This window comes from Leeuwenhoekiella blandensis MED217, from assembly GCF_000152985.1.
GTDB classification, from domain to species: Bacteria; Bacteroidota; Bacteroidia; order Flavobacteriales; family Flavobacteriaceae; genus Leeuwenhoekiella; species Leeuwenhoekiella blandensis.
The window spans coordinates 731,423-751,706 of record NZ_CH672395.1; the positions used below are offsets into that span (position 1 = coordinate 731,423).

At 38.8% G+C, this 20,284-nt stretch carries 18 protein-coding genes; 10 read left to right on the plus strand and 8 right to left on the minus strand.

The window, feature by feature from the left end:
• Positions 1 to 22 precede the first annotated feature (22 nt).
• The 4 genes from MED217_RS18430 (at position 23) to MED217_RS03170 (ending at position 4,409) form a co-directional block, all read left to right on the plus strand.
• Complete coding sequence (locus MED217_RS18430; protein ID WP_195891551.1) at positions 23 to 2,110, plus strand: tetratricopeptide repeat-containing sensor histidine kinase; 2,088 nt, start codon at positions 23 to 25, stop codon at positions 2,108 to 2,110.
• Between the two features lie 83 nt (positions 2,111 to 2,193).
• Positions 2,194 to 2,919: an NUDIX hydrolase gene (locus tag MED217_RS03160; protein WP_009779032.1), complete on the plus strand. Its 726-nt coding sequence runs from the start codon at positions 2,194 to 2,196 to the stop codon at positions 2,917 to 2,919.
• A 148-nt stretch (positions 2,920 to 3,067) separates the two neighbouring features.
• On the plus strand, positions 3,068 to 3,718 hold the full coding sequence (locus tag MED217_RS03165) for a response regulator (protein WP_009779033.1): 651 nt from the start codon (positions 3,068 to 3,070) through the stop codon (positions 3,716 to 3,718).
• A gap of 79 nt (positions 3,719 to 3,797) precedes the next feature.
• Entirely contained in the window at positions 3,798 to 4,409 is a 612-nt protein-coding gene (locus tag MED217_RS03170; protein WP_009779034.1) for a DUF4230 domain-containing protein, read from the plus strand.
• Here the strand turns inward: MED217_RS03170 and MED217_RS03175 are convergent.
• Entirely contained in the window at positions 4,401 to 6,152 is a 1,752-nt protein-coding gene (locus MED217_RS03175) for an aromatic amino acid hydroxylase (RefSeq protein WP_009779035.1), read from the minus strand. The two genes, MED217_RS03170 and MED217_RS03175, sit on opposite strands and share 9 nt — an antisense overlap.
• A gap of 199 nt (positions 6,153 to 6,351) precedes the next feature.
• Here MED217_RS03175 and MED217_RS03180 point away from each other — a divergent pair, with 199 nt between their 5' ends.
• Positions 6,352 to 7,104 (plus strand): enoyl-CoA hydratase/isomerase family protein, encoded by a 753-nt coding sequence (locus MED217_RS03180; protein ID WP_009779036.1) that lies wholly within the window; start codon positions 6,352 to 6,354, stop codon positions 7,102 to 7,104.
• Positions 7,105 to 7,146: 42 nt separating this feature from the next.
• On the opposite strand, the gene MED217_RS03185 is transcribed toward MED217_RS03180, so the two are convergent.
• From MED217_RS03185 to MED217_RS18435, 3 genes are all read right to left on the minus strand, one after another.
• Entirely contained in the window at positions 7,147 to 7,689 is a 543-nt protein-coding gene (locus tag MED217_RS03185; protein ID WP_009779037.1) for a DUF4136 domain-containing protein, read from the minus strand.
• A gap of 184 nt (positions 7,690 to 7,873) precedes the next feature.
• Positions 7,874 to 8,035 (minus strand): C1orf53 family protein, encoded by a 162-nt coding sequence (locus tag MED217_RS19090; RefSeq protein WP_195891552.1) that lies wholly within the window; start codon positions 8,033 to 8,035, stop codon positions 7,874 to 7,876.
• Between the two features lie 416 nt (positions 8,036 to 8,451).
• The gene (locus MED217_RS18435) at positions 8,452 to 10,050 is read right to left on the minus strand and encodes a hypothetical protein (protein WP_009779039.1); all 1,599 of its coding nucleotides are present in this window, start codon (positions 10,048 to 10,050) and stop codon (positions 8,452 to 8,454) included.
• 272 nt (positions 10,051 to 10,322) lie between these two features.
• Between MED217_RS18435 and MED217_RS03200 the strand changes: the two genes are divergently transcribed.
• The 3 genes from MED217_RS03200 to hemL are packed head-to-tail and all read left to right on the plus strand — an operon-like array spanning position 10,323 to position 13,391.
• On the plus strand, positions 10,323 to 11,270 hold the full coding sequence (locus tag MED217_RS03200) for a 1-aminocyclopropane-1-carboxylate deaminase/D-cysteine desulfhydrase (RefSeq protein WP_009779040.1): 948 nt from the start codon (positions 10,323 to 10,325) through the stop codon (positions 11,268 to 11,270).
• A 1-nt stretch (position 11,271) separates the two neighbouring features.
• A complete protein-coding gene (locus MED217_RS03205; RefSeq protein WP_009779041.1) occupies positions 11,272 to 12,102 on the plus strand; it encodes a glucosaminidase domain-containing protein in 831 nt (276 codons plus the stop codon).
• 2 nt (positions 12,103 to 12,104) lie between these two features.
• Positions 12,105 to 13,391 (plus strand): glutamate-1-semialdehyde 2,1-aminomutase, encoded by a 1,287-nt coding sequence (gene hemL / locus MED217_RS03210; protein ID WP_040533186.1) that lies wholly within the window; start codon positions 12,105 to 12,107, stop codon positions 13,389 to 13,391.
• Positions 13,392 to 13,534: 143 nt separating this feature from the next.
• On the opposite strand, the gene MED217_RS18440 is transcribed toward hemL, so the two are convergent.
• Both MED217_RS18440 and lysS read right to left on the minus strand, forming a co-directional pair.
• Complete coding sequence (locus tag MED217_RS18440; protein ID WP_009779043.1) at positions 13,535 to 14,035, minus strand: DUF4890 domain-containing protein; 501 nt, start codon at positions 14,033 to 14,035, stop codon at positions 13,535 to 13,537.
• Positions 14,036 to 14,179: 144 nt separating this feature from the next.
• Positions 14,180 to 15,874 carry a lysine--tRNA ligase gene (gene lysS, locus MED217_RS03220; RefSeq protein WP_009779044.1) on the minus strand — a complete coding sequence of 565 codons (1,695 nt, stop codon included), beginning with the start codon at positions 15,872 to 15,874 and terminating at the stop codon, positions 14,180 to 14,182.
• Positions 15,875 to 15,993: 119 nt separating this feature from the next.
• On the opposite strand from lysS, the gene MED217_RS18695 reads away from it, so the two are divergent.
• A complete protein-coding gene (locus MED217_RS18695) occupies positions 15,994 to 16,146 on the plus strand; it encodes a YqaE/Pmp3 family membrane protein (RefSeq protein WP_083777975.1) in 153 nt (50 codons plus the stop codon).
• 65 nt (positions 16,147 to 16,211) lie between these two features.
• A complete protein-coding gene (gene lipB, locus MED217_RS03225) occupies positions 16,212 to 16,925 on the plus strand; it encodes a lipoyl(octanoyl) transferase LipB (RefSeq protein WP_009779046.1) in 714 nt (237 codons plus the stop codon).
• Here lipB and MED217_RS03230 read toward each other — a convergent pair whose 3' ends face one another.
• A complete protein-coding gene (locus MED217_RS03230; protein WP_009779047.1) occupies positions 16,926 to 17,609 on the minus strand; it encodes a TapB family protein in 684 nt (227 codons plus the stop codon). It lies immediately after the preceding gene.
• 158 nt (positions 17,610 to 17,767) lie between these two features.
• Entirely contained in the window at positions 17,768 to 20,251 is a 2,484-nt protein-coding gene (locus tag MED217_RS03235; RefSeq protein ID WP_009779048.1) for a hypothetical protein, read from the minus strand.
• Between the last annotated feature and the right edge of the window lie 33 nt (positions 20,252 to 20,284).

Genomic DNA, 20,284 nt, shown 5'->3' on the forward strand with positions numbered 1-20,284 from the left:
GTTTTTTTATAGTGCTAAAATTATGATGTTTAGGATTCTCATTGCCACTTTTTGCTTGCTAAGTTTTCAGGTGAAGGCTCAAATCAATCAAAATAAAGTTGATAGTTTAAAAACAGTTATTGCACAGAGCAAAGCTGAAGATAAAACTGAAGCATACGTGAGGCTTATTGAAGTCTTTGAGTACAAGGAAAATGATTCAGCAGATTACTACACACGAAAACTCATTCAATACGGGAAGAGAACTAAACAATTAAAACCTGAAATTAGGGGCTTGCTCATTAAAGCCAAGTTCTTTATTCAGACTTCAACATATGATTCTGCGCATTATTATTATAAGAAGGCTTGGGCACAATTAGAGAGTTTTGAAGATTATCAACTGAAGTCAATTTACTATGGCGATCAAGGAGTTTTAAACTTTTATCAAGGAGATTTTAAGCAAGCCTTAGAGAATTTTAGCAATGCGCTAGAACTTGCTAAATCAAATAAAAAGAAGGACGATGTGCTTACCTTTTTGAATAATAAAGCTTTGGCAATGTCATATCTAGGGCAAGCTGAAGCTTCTATTGATGTTCACGAAGAAGCAATAAATCTGGCTAAAGAGCTTAAGGATTCTACAGCATTAGGTCGGTCTTTAAATAATCTGGGTCTCATTTATGAAGATATGGATGCGCTTGAAAAGGCTTTGGAGTTCTATGAAAAAGCGCTGGTTATAAAAGAGAAACACGGTACGCCACAAGATATTTTAAATGGAAAGTATAATGTGGCCAATATGCATAGGGAGTTGGCTGAGGATATTCAAGATACTGTAATGCTCAATAAATCTGAAGCTGAATTTGAAAACTTAATTCTTGAGGCTGAAAAGGAGAATTATGGTAAACTTGTCTTGTTTGCAAAAACTGCTCTAGCTCAAGTCGCTACTTCTAAAGGTCAATTTGAGCGAGCAATCGAATTATATAAACCCGTAATAGATGGTGCTCTTGCTCAAAAGGATAATCAAACCTTGCGCGTGGTTTATCTTAATGTAGGTTCTAATTATTTTGAGTTGGAGAATTACCAGCAGGCAAAATACTATCTGGAGCTAGCAGAACCCTTTATAGTACAAGCTGAAAACCCAAGCGATAGCGCCAAGTTGTATAAAAATCTTGCTAAAACTTATTATGAATTAGGCGAGTTTAAGAAGGCCTATGAGTATTCAAACAACTATCAGAAAGCTTCAAAAACCTTGATAGATGAAGATCTTCAAGAAAAAATAACAGATTTTGAGGTCAAATATGAAACCGAGAAAAAAGAGAACCAAATCCTCGAGCAGCGTGCCCAGCTTGCTGAAAAGGATCTCGAAGTGCGCCGTAAAAATGCATTTATTTATGGCAGTCTGGCTTTAGCCTTTGTATTGGGACTTTTAGGCTACTTGATCTACAGCAGACAAAAATTGAAAAATAGTCAGCTGCAAAAAGAGCACGAACTTCAAGTCGCTTTAGCAAAGATCGAGACCCAAAACCGACTTCAGGAGCAGCGCTTGCGCATCTCAAGAGATCTGCATGATAATATTGGTTCGCAGCTTACATTTATCATTTCGAGTATTGATAATCTCAAATATCGTCTTAAAGATGCAGATTCAGTTATACTTGATAAATTGAGCAGTATAAGCGCTTTTACGTCAACGACCATCAATGAGTTGCGGGATACGATCTGGGCGATGAATAAAGAAAAAATTTCTGTCGAAGATTTACAAACGCGAATTTCTAATTTCATCGAGCGCGCCCAAAGCAGCAAAGATGAGGTGCAGTTTAGTTTTAGCTATAAAAATGAAGGGCCTGATAATTTTGCATTTACTGCGATCGAAGGTGTAAATATCTATCGCATAATTCAAGAGGCGGTTAATAATGCCTTAAAATATGCGCAAGCGCAACATATAAATGTAAGTCTGTTCACTCGGGATTCTGCGACATATCGCGTGTCTATCGTGGATGATGGTAAAGGTTTTGATATGCTAAATGCCTCTTTGGGTAATGGCTTAGCAAATATGAAAAAACGTGCTCAAGATATAAACGCAAAGATTGAGATTAGCTCAAACCAACCCGGTGGTACAAAGGTTTTATTAGAGTCGTGAAAAACACGCTTTTCTTGGTGATTTGAGGCAGACTACCAATATTGCTTAAAAAAACGTATTTTGTACGCTTAAAATAGGTTTATATGACTCCAAGCTCAGCCAGTATTGCGCACGCTTCAAACAATGATTTTTATGCCGATAATGAGAAATTATACGTCGCGACAGATTGTATCGTTTTTGGTTTTGACGATGGAGATTTAAAGTTGCTTATCTTTAAAAGACGTGTGGAGCCAGATTCTGGGATTTGGTCACTTATTGGAAGCTTTGTGCAACTTGATGAAGATGTAGACGATGCTGCACGAAGAGTTTTAAAAGAAATTACCGGGCTTGATCAAATCTTTTTAGAGCAGTCAAAAACCTATGGTAAAGCAGATCGAGATCCTGGATATCGTTGTTTATCTGTGGCGCATTACGCGTTGATACGTCTTCAGGATTATGATAAGGAACTTGTAGAAAGTCACGGGGCTTATTGGTATACGTTAAAAGAATTGCCCAAGTTGGCTCTAGACCACGACTTGATGGTTCAAGATGCTTTAGATAAATTAAGACGTAAAGCGCGACATCAGCCAATTGGTTTTGAGTTGCTTCCTGAAAAATTTACCATTCCGCAGTTACAGAAATTATATGAGGCAATCTATCAACGAGAATTGGATCCTCGTAATTTTAGAAAGAAAGCTTTATCACTTAAAGTGCTCGTAAAGCTTGATGAGAAAGATAAGTCGGGATCTAAACGAGGTGCATTTTTGTACCGCTTTGATGCTGAAAAATATGAAGAACTTTTGCAAAGTGGTTACAATTTTGAGATCTAATCAATAAAATAAGGCAAATGCCCTATTGCTTCTTGTGCCCGTTGAAGCTAGTTTAGCACTATCAATTACAATACTGTTTTTGAATATATCATCCGGAAAAGAGTTAGGGGACTTTTCCGGATTTTTTCTAACAATCTTCTAGCTTTCTATGTCTGTAAGAATAGCCATCGTTGACGACAAGATTTTTTTAGCTAAAGCAGTAGCTGAAAAGCTTTCCTTTTTTGAAGATTTTAAGCTGAAGTTTATCGCGGCTCACGGCGCCGACTTGTTGACCAAGCTTGATGAAAATTCAAATATAGACCTGATATTGATGGATATTGAAATGCCGGTGCTCAATGGTATCGAAGCGACTGCTTTAGTCAAGCAAAAGTATCCGCAGATCAAGATCATTATGCTTACCGTTTTTGATAATGATGAACATATCTTTAATGCGATCAAAGCCGGGGCAGATGGGTATTTACTAAAAGAAACATCTCCAGACATTCTTGAAAAAGGAATTAGAGAAACACTCTCTGGCGGGGCTGCCATGAATCCTTCAATAGCGATGCGTACGCTCAAATTATTGCGCAATCCAGAGTCAATAAGTAATCTGCAAGAGCGCGAAGAAATCTCGTTATCTTCAAGAGAGGTCGAAGTTTTAGAACAGTTGAGTAAAGGTCTGAGTTATACTAAAATTGCCGAAAATCTGTTTCTCTCGCCAAGCACGGTGCGTAAACATATCGAGAATATTTATAAGAAATTGCAGGTGCACAGCAAGATCGAAGCTGTAGAAAAAGCCAGACAAAACAATATTATATAATATGCTGTTAAGATTGGCAGCTTCCTTTTTTCTTTCCGTAATTAATAGATAAATTGAAAGGATTCTTTAATCTTTCATTATGCGGAAAGTCTTAATTGTAATTCTTCTTCTCGTTCTCGGGTATTTCACCTATCAATATTTTAATACTAAAAATGAAAAGCGCGATCAATTAATTGAAGCGACGCAGCTCATTGAAAAGGAAATTAAAAACGTAGGCAAGCTTGTAGTGACCGAAGGTTCTTTTGCGCAGGTTTTTACTTATAAAGATTCAAAACAGATCTTTAATTTGGTTGAGGCAAATAAAAAAGCTTTAGTAGTGATTAATGCTAAAGTGACTATCGCATACGATCTACGCGCTTTAGAGACTGAAGTTGATCCCGAAAATAAGATCATCACGATAAAAAAAATTCCGGATCCAGAGATCAATATCAATCCCGATATTGAATATTATGACGTTTCGCAAGATTATTTAAATCAGTTTGAAGCTTCAGATTATAACAAAATTAAAAAGCGCGTGATGGTTTCGGTTAAGAAAAAAGTTGAAGCTTCAGAGTTGCCTAGCAATGCCCAAAACCGACTCCTTGCCGAGCTTGCCAATATTTATGTAGTGACCAATACTTTGGGTTGGACCTTGCAATACAACACAACACCTATCAATTCGTCACAAGAATTGAAAACACTTTTAGACTAGTTCTAGTCCGTCTTCAATTAGATGTTTAACCTTAGGATTTTGCACTTTGACTTGTTCTAAATGTTGAAGGATTTCAGTCATAAAAGAGGTATGGTTCTCATCCTTAGCGAGTTCATACAATTCTACCGAAAGTAACCAGTCTTTGGGGTGGCTTTTTTTCAGAATGTCGAGAACAGCCTGAGGCGAAAACTTAGTGTCTTTTCCTTCTCTGTAATTACGCACAGCAAGATAGAGATCTTCCAACTCTTGGCGTTGTGCGCTCATTTTTGGCTTTGCTGTTGTAGAAGAAATCTTATGTTGAATTAAATCAAACGAATTAAAATCTGCCGGTCCCGCAAAAGCTGAAGCGATCCTTTTGCCCACTGCGAGATGGTAAATTCCCCACTCGGGCTTAAATAAAATACGTTCGCCAAGACTTACGGTACACTCTTTAAAACTGATGAGAATGATTTTTCCTTTAAGATTCCGTGTTCCGGTAATGATCTCCCCACTAACCGTGATGCCACCTTCAAACTCAAGGTTAACATTATTTCCTTCAGAGATTTTATACGCCAGTAAATCCTTGGGGCTCATATCTTCAATAGCGAGATTGATGCCTTTAAGTTTACCTACAGCGCTTCCGTAGCCATCAGGGTGATTGATCGTGCCGTGACCTACCAACTCTTTCTCGTGATAACTCAACGCACTTTTTCCTTGTGTTTGCACATAAGAAACCCGGTCTTTATGAAGGATCATTTCTGTAAACACTCCAGAAATTTGCAAACCGGTACTGAGTTCTATCGTCCCTAAATTTTTACTGTCAATCAGTTTTTGCAAACCTTCGGGACCGCCGGTGCGCAACGCCATGCTGTTGGCAAATTCCTCAAGGACTTCGCTCAAAAAGGCAAAATTAGGTGTTACATAAAGTTGAGGTTGCGGTTTTGTGATGTCAAATTCCTGTTGGGCAGCGTCGATTGCGTAGGGGAGTTTTTTCACTTTATCGGTCATACACCAAGCACTTTCTCCAATAGAAGAAAGCAAGCCGGCTCCGTATATTTTTGGCTGTTCCGGAGTTCCTATGAGTCCGTATTCAACTGTCCACCAATGCAGATTTCTTATCAGCGCCATTTCACTAGGCGTTCCCATATTATTTTGCAGAAAATCTACGCGTTGTTCTACCTTTTCAATTTCGCTTTGCGGCGTATCTTCCGCTTCTTTTAAGATTGAAAGTTCGCGTAAAGCTTCATACAACTCATAATCTTTAGCTGAAGAAATCGCTTTACACCCAATTTCACCAAAGCGTCTTAGATATTCAGCATACTCAGGATTGGCAATAATAGGCGCGTGGCCGGCGCCCTCGTGAATGATATCTGGCGCGGGAGTATATTCAAGATGCTCTAGCTGTCTGATGTCTGAAGCAATAACCAAAACATTATACGCCTGAAACTCCATAAATGCCGCCGGTGGAATAAACCCGTCAACAGCGACTGCTGCCCAGCCAATTTCTTTTAAAATGCGATTCATTCCATACATATTGGGAATGTGATCGATAGAAATCCCGGTTTGTTTGAGACCATCTAAATAGGATTTGTGTGCAACGGTACTAAGGTATGCGACGTTTTTACGCATCACATAACGCCACACCGCCTGGTTGATCGCGGTATAATTGTCGTAATTCTGCGGTTTAATGTATTGCTTTAAATGCGCAGGAAGACGCTCGATAAGTGGATTAGTTTCTATATTTTTATCTAAAACCTGACTCATAAACTCAATGCTTCTTGATCCTTAAATTGGGATTAATTACGGTAATGTTCATGTTCTACAGCACGTTGAAAACAACGAAATAGTTCAAATTGCTTTGCCGTAATTTACTAATGAAAAATAAGAATATGTTTATAAATAATGTTCTTATATCTATAAATTTGATAAATTTTTAATAGAAACTACTTTTTACTGAAAATATATGCCAGAATCTTATGTAACGCTTGATGTTAAAAAAGCTGTGGGAACTATCACTTTCTACACGCCTCATCATAATGCACTTCCTACCGAAATTCTCAAGAAATTAGAACATACTATTACCGAAGCCGGAGCGCGTAGTGATTTGCGTGTATTGGTTATTAAAAGTGGGGGAGATCGTACATTTTGTGCGGGAGCAAGCTTTAATGAGCTCATTGCTATCGAGAATGAAACGCAAGGCAAAGATTTTTTTATGGGTTTTGCGCGGGTCATTTTAGCGATGCGTAAATGTCCATTACTTACAATTGTGCGTGTTCAAGGTAAGGCTGTGGGCGGCGGAGTAGGTCTGGCTGCTGCTGCCGATTATTGTATGGCAACCAAATACGCTTCAATTAAATTGAGTGAGATCAGTATTGGGATTGGTCCCTTTGTGATAGGACCTGCTGTAGAACGTAAGATCGGAGTTTCGGCATTTTCACAGGTGACCATCAATGCGCAGGAATTCTATGCTGCAGAATGGGCGAAGGAGAAGGGATTGTACGCCTCGGTTTTTGAAACTGTGGAAGCTTTGGATCAAGCCGTGGAAAAATTAGCAGGAGATTTAGCAAGCTATAATCCTGAAGCCTTAGCCGAAAGTAAAACAATGTTTTGGTCCAATACTGAGCCTTGGGAAAAGCTTTTAGAAGCACGAGCGGCAACAAGTGGCAAACTGGTGTTGTCTGACTTTACACGGAAAAAACTTCAATCGTATGCATAAAAAAAGCCCTCAATTGAGGGCTTTTAAATAGTTTATTACTTCTTAATTAGAAGCCATTTGCTTCGGTGGATATTCTTGCATAATCTCACCTACAATTTCGTCAATACGTTCTTGCTTACGCTCTACATTACGCGCTAAATATCCGGTGCCTTGACCTTGCCATACCAATTCTTTCTTGGTAGCGTCAATCAGATCTATATATAATGTACCTTCGGTAGTTCTAGAAACGGTGTTTCCAAAACCGCCGCCCCACGGTCCCCAAGGCCCCCAGGCACCCCAGCCCCAACCGTAATTGTTGTAAACGTCTACGCGTTCTTGGGCAGTGGTGAAAATACTCACCAGCATAGAAGGATTATCAGATTTCACGAAGCCTTTAGCAAGCATTTCAGTTTCAATTGCGCGTAAAATTCTTCTCTTGTCTAAGTCAGATATTTCAGCTTTATCAATCCCCGGTTTAAAAAATGCAAAGGTCTTGTAATTTGTAAAGTCGGCACTTTGATCATAGTCAGAAGCGACACGTACAGAACTACAAGCCGATAGTAAAGCGACTACAGCAAGTAGTAAAAAGGGTTTAATTTTTCTCATAATTATAATTTTAAATGTTTGAATCAGCCGAAATAGAACGAGCTCTATTCTAGGGATTAAGCATCAACTATTATACCAAGAATAATAATTTATTGGCACCGCCAAAGGTTTAATGCTCCGAGGCTTACCTCGAAATTGAAAATTTGTTTCCAAGCAATACCTCAAGGGCTTGCCCTGAGGTAGTTTATTCTCGATTTTTGTCAAAACCGTAGGGACAATGCCTACAACCGCTTTTACAACAATATCCTCGTTTTAGGAGGTATTGCTCAGTAAAACATCGGTAGCCTTCTGGCGTCAAATAATAATCTCCTTCTTCTAAAGGGATTCGTTTTTTAAAAGAATTCACGCTATTAAAGTTATGAAAAGAAAAGATAGTCCTACGTGAAAAAATGCTTAAAACTACTTCTTGATTGTATCTTAGTACAATTATAAGCCACCTATGCCAATTTATATTGTTATCCCAAAATTCTTTAAAAAGTTCTCTGGTTGTGCAGTTTGGCCTTTTGTGTTTTTAAAGAGTCACCGTCTTAGGGAGGATAGAGTTTTTTTGAATCATGAGAAGATTCATTTAAAGCAGCAGCTGGAGTTGCTCGTCGTCTTCTTTTATTTTTGGTATGTCTTAGAATTTTTGTTGCATTTAGTACGTTTGAGATCGAGGTATGCCGCGTACCACGCTATAAGTTTTGAGCAAGAAGCCTATGCAAAAGAAAATGACCTTAACTACTTAAAGCAAAGGCCGTTTTTTGAGTTTTTGAGGTATGTTTAGTATTCGTTGATCAAAGTAATCGTCAAATCTGCGTATTGGGTATTTGCAGCGCCATTCGCTCCCGCATAAACACCACTTGTTTGTCTACCAAAATGTCCACGATCTGCATTATAACGTGCCCATTCTCTACCTTGCACGTTAAAAGTATATGTTTGTCCGGCAATCAAATCAACATTGATAATGATCACAAGACTTTGAGCCAGGCTATAAAATGATTGACCCGGAAAAGCTTTAGATACTGAGGTAACATATTTTTCGCCAATGGTAGTTCCGTTTTGTTGTATTCTTATAGAGCCTTGGCTTGCACCGTCCTGTTGCTCGTTGATATAATACGTGTTAAAATCGCTTCCATTTTGCTGAAGCCGTGACTGAAATGTTGAATTAATAGGAGTTCCACTAGAGTGATATCCATTAAGAATCAATTGATATTTTCCAGTTGTTGGTGCTGTAAATGAAATGTTTGTAAGGCCAGGGATGTTTACATAAACCGTTGTGTTATTATCTGCTCTAGCATCTGCATTCTGTTTGTATTGGACAGAGTAACCACTTTTGAAAATCCTAGACCATATTGTTCCATTCCAATAATAAAGGCCGGGTTGTACCCTTGTCGTGCCAGATCCGGCTGTAGCTGTGTTGTAGACAAACAATCCAGTAGCTGGATTTTGAATAGTCGTATTATCTGTAATTGAGTTCAAAGAGACTCTATTGAGTAAAAGTCCACGATTGTTAGCGCCTAAATCTAAAGAGGCGCTGCTATTTGGGGTGCGGTTACTTATACCTACCGAACCAGTAGAAGCAATATTGATATCATCTTGATAAGCTCCCGGAGTATCATTTTGAATGCCAATTTCTAATAAGGCATTTTCATTGGATGATCCGTTGCCGCTGCCATCATCAGAAAAGTTTAAATAGCCATAATCACTATTGTTATTAGATCTGCTCTTGAAGACTATAGAAGATGCTCCTCCTTCATTTCCGTGTTCTAAAACAAGTGTTCCTGTACTAGCCGAAGCAGCAGTACCTGTATTTTCAAAAATGTGAAGTTTGGCGTTTGCGTCTGATAAACCAACCCCTACATTTTGATCGCTATCAAGCGAAAGAACAGGAGCATTGTCAATATCAAATCGTAATGCATTAAAGGTTGTAAACAAGAAAGGATCATTATTATCAGATACAGATGCTCCCTGCAAATTTAAATAGCGTCCGACACCATTATCAAAACGTAAAATGTTCTCGTCAAGGTTCACTGTTCTAGTTTCAGGGAGGCTTCCGTCGCTAGTGTAAATATTCTCTCCAGAACCACCAACAGCTACCCACTGGGTACTATCCCAGTAATAAAAACCTTTTCCGGTCGTGGTATTGGTGTTGTAAACCAAAAGACTTTCACTATTGGTCAAATCTTCGGTAACTGGAGCTGCTGTTGATAAATCTGCGATGTCTACTCTTGGGATCAATATCCCTTTATCAGTACTCGAAATGTCTAATAAAGAACCTCCAGCTGGCGAAGTAGTACCAATTCCTACTTGAGCCTGAGCTATTGAAGTAAATAAGAATAGAAAAAGAATGATCCTAGGGAAAATCAAACGTATTTTCATAATGTTAGGGGATTAGGGGTGTATTCAGTATTATTTTAAATAATTATTATTTTAATCGGTTTATATTAAGATATGTGCAAATATACTCATTGCTTCATTATGATTAAACGATTTGACGAAATTGTTTAATACTTTTCTTACTTGACGCTGAGTAGGTTGCGGTTGTATAGCGTAGATTCTAGGCTAAGGCTTAATAAAGACTAGGATCTTCTTATTAAACTTGTTCTGTGTACGTTAACATAAATCTTATTTTTGCGTTTTAATTACGTAAAATGAGTGATGTAGGTTTTTTTGAGAATGATTTTTATGACCTGACTATAAGTGCATTAAATGGATTTGTAGGAAACGAATTTAACCTAGAAGTAGCTATCAAACGCGAAGATCAAATTGACACATTTGTTTCTGGCAATAAGTTTAGAAAGCTCAAGTATAATTTGATTGAAGCTCAAAACCTGCGTCAAAAAACACTTCTTACCTTTGGCGGAGCATTTTCTAATCATATCGCGGCTACCGCCAGAGCCGGTCAGCGCTGTGGTTTTAAAACGATCGGAGTCATACGCGGTGAAGAATTGGGCATTACCTTAGATCAAACGCTTCAGCAAAACCCTACCTTGAAGTTTGCTTATGAATGCGGAATGCAATTTGAATTCGTTACACGTAAAGCTTATCGGGAAAAAGAAAGCGCAGCATTCAACCAAATGCTTAAGGAGCAATTTGGTGATTTTTATAGCATTCCAGAGGGAGGAACAAATGCACTCGCTGTAAAAGGCTGTAAAGAGATTTTATCAGAAAACACAAAAGATTTTGATTACATCGCTTGTGCTGTGGGAACAGGAGGAACTATTGCGGGCATTGTAGAAGCCAGTCTTCCGCATCAAAAGGTTTTAGGTTTTCCGGCTTTAAAAGGTGATTTTCTAAATGCTGAAATTAAAAAATATACTTCAAAAGCCAATTGGGAACTTATCAATACGTATCATTTTGGAGGCTATGCAAAAGTGAATGAGGAGCTTGTTCAGTTTATAAATGATTTTAAAAAGCAGCACGGGATTCAGCTAGATCCTGTGTATACCGGTAAAATGATGTTTGGTCTTACAGATCTTATGCGCAATGGGTTTTTCTCTAAAAATACCCGTATTTTAGCCGTTCATACTGGAGGCCTGCAAGGTATTGCCGGAATGAATGCTAAACTTTCAAAAAAAGGATATCCTCAGATTATTTGATATGATAAAAAAGGTTTTTTCATTAGTACTAATAAGCGTGCTACTCGTAGGTTGTGGCGGGAGCAAGCGTGCAGCCAAGCGTAAAGTTAGCGTACGTCCTTCAAGGTCAAATGAAGTTCGTAATACCAATAGAACAGCTCCGGCAGAAACCTCACGAGAAACTGAAAAAGCATACGTTTATGCTCCTTTCGATAAAGTTGAAGATTATATTGAGCATTTTGCTCCTATTGCTAAGGAAGAAATGCGCCTCTATAAAATTCCTGCGAGTATCACGATGGCACAAGCCGTTTTAGAGTCCGGGGCCGGGAATGGAAATTTGACTAGAAAAGCGAATAATCATTTTGGTATCAAATGCCATAACTGGACAGGCGATGTCGTGTATCACGATGATGATGCAAAGGGAGAATGTTTCAGAAAATATAGAGATCCTAAGTATTCTTTTAGAGATCATTCTTTATTCTTAACAGGAAGAAGTCGCTATGCAGATTTGTTTGATCTGGATCCCGATGATTATAAGGGTTGGGCGCGCGGTTTGCGTAAAGCCGGTTATGCGACCGATAGAAAATACCCTGAAAAACTCATAGCCATCATCGAACGCTATGCGATGTATAATTATGATGCAGAAGTTTTAGGGACAAAAATAAAAGAGTATAAACCAGAACCTTCTAACGCGGTTTCTATTCATACGGTTAAAAAAGGAGAGACGCTTTACAGTATCTCGCGTATGTATAATCTTACGGTAGACGAGCTAAAGAAGAATAACGGTCTAAAAAATAACACAATAAGTATTGGGCAGCAGCTAAATGTTACCCCACAGTATAACGGATTTTAATGATGATTTATAAAAGAAGTAGCGCATTATTTGCAGAAGCACAAGAGGTAATTCCGGGAGGTGTAAATTCGCCGGTAAGAGCTTTTAAAGCGGTTGGAGGAGACCCCATTTTTGTGAAAGAAGCAAAGGGTGCTTATCTATTTGATGAAGACGGAAATAAATTAATTGATTACATCAACTCTTGGGGTCCTATGATCCTAGGTCACGCCTATCAGCCCGTGGTTGATGCAGTGATTGAAAGAACCAAGAAAGGAACCTCTTTTGGAACACCCACAGAGCTGGAAACACAGATCGCTAAACTTGCGGTCAAGATGGTTCCGGGTATTGATAAGATTCGTTTTGTAAACAGCGGTACCGAAGCTTGTATGAGTGCGGTGCGTCTCGCTCGCGGTTTCACCGGAAGAGATAAAATCATAAAGTTTGCCGGTTGTTATCACGGGCATTCAGATTCATTCTTGATACAAGCGGGAAGCGGAGCTGTGACTTTTGGTTCGCCCAATAGTCCCGGCGTTACTCAAGGTACTGCAAAAGATACGTTGCTTGCCGAATACAATAATCTGGATCAAGTACGTGAAATTTTTGAAGCTAATGAAGACGAAATAGCAACAGTTATTTTAGAGCCAATTGCGGGAAATATGGGATGTATCCCTCCGGCTGAAGGTTTTCTTGAAGGATTGAAAGCCTTATGTGAAGCTCACGGGGCATTACTCATTTTTGACGAGGTGATGACTGGTTTTAGACTGGCTGCCGGTGGAGCGCAAGAGTTAACCGGCGTTCAAGCAGATATTGTAACCTTTGGTAAAGTGATAGGCGGCGGTTTGCCAGTTGGTGCTTTTGCAGCGCGCAACGAAATTATGAACCATCTGGCACCTTTGGGTCCGGTGTATCAGGCAGGAACGTTAAGCGGAAATCCACTGGCTATGGCTGCTGGTCTGGCGATGCTTGAGGCTTTAGACCGTGACCGCGAAATCTTTAAGCGATTAGAAGAAAAAACCGAATACCTACATAAAGGAATTGCGCAGGTATTAATTGAAAACAAAATCACGCATACCATCAATAGAGTGGGGTCGATGATTTCAGTACATTTTGCTGAAGAGGCGGTAACCGATTTTGCTTCGGCATCTGCGGGTGCAAACGATACGTTTAAAAAGTTTTTCCACGGTCTGTTAGCCGAAGGTGTTTATATCGCTCCAAGTGCGTATGAAACTTGGTTTATTACTGATGCGCTTACTTACGAGGATCTTGATGCAACTATAGCTGCCGTGGCTAAAATAGCACCCACGCTTTAAATTTAAGCTTACTTAAAAATAAAATCCCCGCATTTTGCGGGGATTTTTTTGGTATTGCCAAAGGAGTTCATATCTCAAAGCTTGCTTCAAAAGGGTAAACCTGTATCTAACAATTTCTTCAAGAGGCTTAACCTAAAACCTATTTACTTACGCCATCTCTCTTGAGATCTGCGTTTTTGAAAACGGTCTCTTCGTTTGCCATCTCGCATCGCCATGCGCTCGTGACGTTTCATTTTAAGTTTACGCCATTCGTCAAACTGCTCTTCATTTAAAATGTTTTGCATTTTTTCTTGGTGAGCGATTTGCTTGTCTAGCATCGCCTTATGACGCTCTTTAATTGACGCGCGCATTGCTGCAATTTCCTCCTCCGTTGGTTTTACACCTTTTTCTCTAGTACTTCTTTTAGCGCTACGTTCTTCCCATTGGGCTTTGCGCTCTTTCGCTTCAGCAAGGTAGAGGTCATAAACTCTTTCTTGCTGCTTATCGTCTAGAACAAGTGCTAGCGTAAGACGTTTTGTTTGCATTTCTGCGGTTTCTTCTGGTGCGGTATTCATCATTTTTTTAAGACGCTCTCCGCGTGTATGTTCTTGAGCAAAACTTACAGTAGCTACAAATAATGCTGCAATTGCGATCATTTTCTTCATATCTATTAATTTTTATGTTATATCTCTAAGACTTTTATAATTTGAAAAGGTTTATTTAGTGAGCTGATTTTAACGTTTGAATTAAAACAAAAAGCCCGACTCAAAACTGAATCGGGCTTTCACGTTATTTAGAAAATGCAGGAGTTAATCTACTAGAGTAACCGTTAGATGCTCTCCTTCTTTTTCAACCTTAGCGAGTTTTTGCTTGGTAAGGCCTTTAATTCCTTTATCCCATTTTTTATTGCTTAAACCAGAAGCTTCTTTTAAAGCGTCAAGTGCAATGCTTTGCTCCTTTTTCAGAATAGTGAAAATGGTTTTTTCTTCTTCTGTTAATTCCACTTTTTTGCGCTCAGGCTTCATTTGTGGGAAGAATAGTACTTCCTGTATAGATTGATTATTGGTCAAGAACATAATCAAACGATCCATCCCTATTCCTAAACCAGAAGTTGGTGGCATCCCATATTCGAGGGCTCTTAAGAAGTCCTGATCAATAAATTCTGTCGCTTCATCGTCACCTTTTGCTGCGAGTTTAAGTTGCTCTTCAAAACGCTCACGCTGATCAATAGGATCATTCAATTCTGAATACGCATTGGCGATCTCTTTACCGCAAACCATTAATTCAAAACGCTCGGTTAGCTCAGGATTTTCACGATGTTCCTTACACAACGGACTCATCTCTTTTGGATAGTCTGTGATAAACGTAGGTTGTATGAAGTTACCTTCACATTTCTCACCAAAGATCTCATCGATCAATTTACCTTTACCCATAGTTTCATCAACCTCAAGTCCCATTCCTAAAGCTGCCTCGCGAAGTTCTGCTTCAGATTTTCCTGTGATATCAAAACCAGTGAATTGTTTGATTGCATCAGTCATCGTAACGCGTTTGTAGGGCGCTTTAAAATCTACTTTGTGTTCTCCAAAGGTAGCTTCAGTAGTACCGTTAACCGCTGTAGCGCAATGCTCGAGTAGCTTTTCGGTAAACGCCATCATCCAGTTGTAGTCTTTGTAGGCTACGTAGATTTCCATAGCGGTAAATTCAGGATTGTGGGTGCGGTCCATTCCTTCATTTCTGAAGTTTTTTGAGAACTCATAAACACCATCAAAACCACCCACGATCAATCTTTTTAGATACAGCTCGTTAGCAATTCTCAAATACAACGGAATGTCTAATGCGTTGTGGTGCGTAACAAAAGGTCGCGCTGCAGCACCTCCGGGAATAGATTGTAGAATAGGAGTTTCTACTTCAAAATACCCTTTATCGTTAAAGAAATTACGCATTGCAGCAAATAGCTTGGTGCGTTTTACAAAAACGTCTTTAACCTTTGGGTTTACCACAAGATCTGCATAACGCTGGCGATAACGCATTTCAGGATCGTTGAATTTATCAAATTCGTTTCCGTCTTTATCCACTTTAGGTAATGGTAATGGTTTAAGTGCTTTGCTAAGCAGTGTGAATTTTTTAACCATTACGGTCTTTTCACCTACCTGAGTAGTAAAAAGTTCACCTTCAATACCTATAAAATCACCAATGTCTAGTAACTTTTTATAGACGTCATTGTATTGTGTTTTATCGTCTCCCGGGCAAATTTCGTCACGGTTAAAGTATACTTGAATGCGACCGGTTGAATCTTGCAACTCGGCAAATGAGGCTTTACCTTGAATTCTTCTAGACATCAATCTTCCGGCAATAACCACCTTCTTTCCGTCTTCAAAATCCTGTTTTATCTTTGCTGAAGTATGATCTACCGGATACAAATCTGCCGGATACGGATTTATGTTCAATTTGCGTAAACCTGCCAGTTTCTCGCGTCTAATAATTTCCTGTTCTGAAAGTTGCATAATGCTGTCTATATTTAAGCCCGCAAATATAGCAACTCGCAGTCGAGAAATCAATAACTGTAACGAAAGCTTATCATTTGTGTCTTATAGATCATCAATCATCATAAATCAAATCAAAAATGAGTTTTTTTAGGGCGCTTATCGCCATCTTCTTGCCACCCTTGTCTGTACTGGATAAAGGCTGTGGTTCTGTTTTAATAGTAACGGTATTGTGGTTTTGCGGTTGGATTCCGGGAGTGATCGCTGCATTGGTCATTGTAAACAAGCGCTAATTAATTGAGCTATTTGATACTTCTGGTGGTTATGTGCTGGTTAAAATGTGTTGTATCTTTGCCGTATGAATAAGAAAGTAGAGGTACAGGATTTAGGAAATCGCGACTACAAGGAAGTTTGGGATTATCAAGAGCAACTGTTTAAAGAGATTTTAGATCTAAAAATCAAAAACAGGCGTGAAGAAACTGATCTCGCTACGCCTAATCACTTTTTGTTTGTTGAGCATCCACACGTGTATACTTTGGGTAAGAGCGGGGATATAAGTAATTTGCTCGTTTCTGAAGAGCAACTCCAGGCGAAAAATGCTACTTTTTATAAAATCAACAGAGGCGGGGATATCACGTATCATGGCCCTGGTCAAATTGTAGGCTATCCTATTTTAGATCTTGAAAATTTCTTTACCGATATTCATAAATACTTAAGGCTTCTGGAAGAAACCATCATTTTAACTTTGGCAGAATATGGTTTGAAAGCCGAACGTTCTGAAGGTGAAACCGGAGTTTGGCTAGATGTTGGAACTCCGTTTGCACGAAAGATCTGTGCGATGGGTGTACGTGCCAGTAGATGGGTGACAATGCACGGTTTTGCATTTAATGTAAATGCTAATCTGGGATACTTTGATAATATTGTTCCCTGCGGAATTAAAGAGAAAGCAGTGACCTCGCTTAACGTAGAGTTAGGTCGCAGTGAAGTGCCTCTTGATGAAGTAAAGCCAAAGCTTCTAAAACATTTTTCTGATTTATTTGAGGCAGAATTGGTAGAAAAAGCGAGCGTATAGCTAAAATTTTAAATCGGTTAAAAGGTTAATGCCTGTGATAGCGCCTTCAAGATTATAATCTACTTGTTTTATCAAGCCAATGTCTTCTGCAAACCATTGCTTTACGCTTCCGGTATTGTTATTTTGAGGTCTCATATGTGTTTTCGATTCGATCAAATAACATTCAAAAGTACCTGCAGGCGTATTGATCGTTTCTTTTGATGTCACAATTCTATCGGTAAGAAAATAATGTAAACGGTGTTTTATAGGAGTGACTTCGATCTCAATTGTATAATCGGCATTGCTTAGTTTTTGGCCTACGTGTAATTCTTTAGGTATGGAAAGACTGCTTGAGGTAGCGTTCAAATCCATATTATGAAATTCTTCAAAAACATATGCAGGAATGATATTTTTATTGTTGATCAAGAGAGCAGCGTCGTTACATTCTATAGTATAATATTTTTCTTTTTCGGTAGTTGTTGTGTCTCTATTTGTTTGTGCAATAATTGCTTTTCTTCCATCAGCAGTATTGAAAGTGCCAGTAACATTGAAATGACTAACCTCAATTAAATTATTGGAGCTGCCGTAGAAGGAAATTTCAAACGAGGTGTTTTCTGAGAGCGAACTATCTTCGGTGCACAAATTCTGAGCGCAAAGACTACTAGATATCAAACTACCTATTAGAAAAAGAGTTGAGGTTTTCATAAGCTGTTTTTTAATGCTACAAACGTGTAGGGGAAACAGCGTCACAGTATTGAGGATTACTGAGTAGGGAGCTATCAGAACTTAAAGGTAGAAGTTGAGGTGCATTTTTAAAAGAGGCAAAACCCCTTTTAACATTTTGTTTTTAAGTGGTTTATAAGTTAGTTGATCTGGTAAATGATGATGCTGTCAGGTTCTCCTTTAGTTACGAAGCCTAAGTCGGTAGCTGAGTTCAAGCTGCCAAAATCGAGTTCAGAAGCCCCATAAACCGGAAAGTTAGGAAGTAAATTCCCGTCGCTTCCGTAAACATATACTTTATTATTCTGTAAATCGGTGAGTGTGACGTAATAGGCATTTTTAACTTTAAGAACTTGGAGTCCCTTATAAATACCTAGATCAATGGTGATCTTTTTGTTGTTTATACTAAGTTGTTCAGGGGTAAGAATCGCTTCGGTTTTTTGTAGGCGATCATATTGTGTATCACTTCCTGATTGAAGTTGCTTGCGCGTGATTTTTCCGCTTTGCGAAATGCTTGAAAGCGTTCCATTTTTTTCAAATACCAGAAAGTTATTGGCTTTTTCAAAAACAGGTTGGTCTGAAAAGGCAAAAGTTTCTGTGGTTTTGATGCGCGTCTCTCCACGACGATTTAAAATTTCAAGTTGGCCGTTCTCAAGCTGGATTACGATATAATCTTTAGTTCCAAACCTTATGTGTTGTGGTGCGTTTTTAAGCGTTGAAGGCGCTTGGGTATAGGTGAAACCCTTCACTTTTTTTCCTTCTCGGTCAAGCATCGTTAACGCGCTGCCTTGTGCGATGATAAAACGATAATCACGGCTTCTGTCGTAATCAAAAACGGCAAGTGGTTGAGTGATCTCAGAATAATCCTTGTCAAAAGGTTGAACGATTGTGCCGTCACTCGCAATGATATAAAAATGAGAAGGCGTGGTGAAAGCATATTGCAATCGACCATTTTTATATAGATCAACCTGCTGAATTTCTCCTAAAATAGGACCATCAAGCTCTTTTTTCCATTCGATTTTTCCGCTAGCGTTGATGTGATATAAAGTGTTGCTGATGTCTTGAACTAAAATGTTTTGACCTTTTGTACGGTAATTATGCAACATCTGTGGAGCATTAAGGAGGTCTTTATCTAGCGTGACGCTAGCTACCTGTACGATCTGAGAAGCTTCAGTTTTCGCTGAAATTTTATGCGTTAGTGCATTTACATAGGTGAAATCATCTGCTTGAACCAACTGAAGCATCACTGCCGGATAATCAGTAAAATCGATTTGATTAAGAATTTTACCCTGTTTTTTGCTCAGTTTCTCACTGATGTATCCTGAAAGTATTTCGGTATTTCCGTAATAAGAAAGTGTTGAGGCGTCACTCATCTTTTTTGACAATTCAGAAAAACCTACAGTATTCTTGAGCGTTGCGTCATTCTGATAATTTGCGATGAAATCCTTTAGATGCGTGAGCGTATTTGTAAATACCAAGTGGTTTTCAACAAAACCGTAATAATGTGTAATTCCCGGGTTTAAAAGTTCTTTGTAAGCTTCTTCTAAAAAGGTAGAGTCTGATACTTGGTATATTGGCAAGTCTCTAAAACGCTCGATCTCTGTAGAAATGGGCGCGAGAGCAAGTTCTGATGCAGAAACATTACCACTGTTTGCAAGCAATAACTGATCTGTTTGTGTGTAAACCACAGCTACTTCATCTATTGATTTAAAAAACGCTTCGTTAGCAACCGTAAATTCTTTTGCAGAAGCATTGCGTTTAGCAGCCAGATTTTCTTTATAGGTCTCCCAATCAGGATTACTGAAACTAACAACTGCTCGACTTTGTGCCGGAGCAACAGCTGGTAATTTTGAACTAGCGGGTTTTAAACCGTTTAAAAGATCGAGCGTTTGATTGCCATCTTGAGACGAAGTAAGTACACCGCTAAAGTTTAGGGCGTCTTTATTATCAAGATCAATATCCAGCGCAAGCCAATTGAAAGGAGTCTGCGAAGATTGAAACTTTAATTGCGGAATAGTATGTTTAAGTATGCGTTTGTAATAAGAGCCTTTTATATAGAGATTAGGGCTTGAGCTATTACTTGTTTTGATCATTTGTTCTAAGGAAGCGTCAATAGGATCTCTGCCGGTGTTATTTTGTAGGATGGCATTTTCCAGAACAAGTTTTGACGTGCTGGCAATAAAGAAAGCATCCTTAGAAAAAAAGTGAAGATAGTCGTCGTTGATTGCAACAGAATTGATTGTAGTGCCCTCGTAGTCATAAGTTTGTGCTTGCTGATTAAAAGAAGAATCCTTACTGATTAGTTTAGGATGATTTTTGGTTATGAGCGCAAGATCAAAATCATCATCACCTAAGGCAACAAAAGATAGATAGGTGTCATCTTGCGGTTCAAAATGTTGAAAAAGCGCAGCGTAAGCACTTAGGCTTTGGTGTAGTTGTGTTTCTTTGAGTAGGTTTATTGGCTCATTAACTTGTAAAGAAGCTTCAAAATCTTCCCAGTCTGGAATTCGAACTATAGCAGCCGATTTTTGCGGAATGAGATGTATGAGATTTGTGCTGGTGCTAGGGGCTTGTTCGCAATTTAAAAGTAAAAGGAGGAAACCGAATGCTAGAGCTATCTTCCGCATGCTTAAGTAAGTTTTAAGTGTTAATGCAAAGGT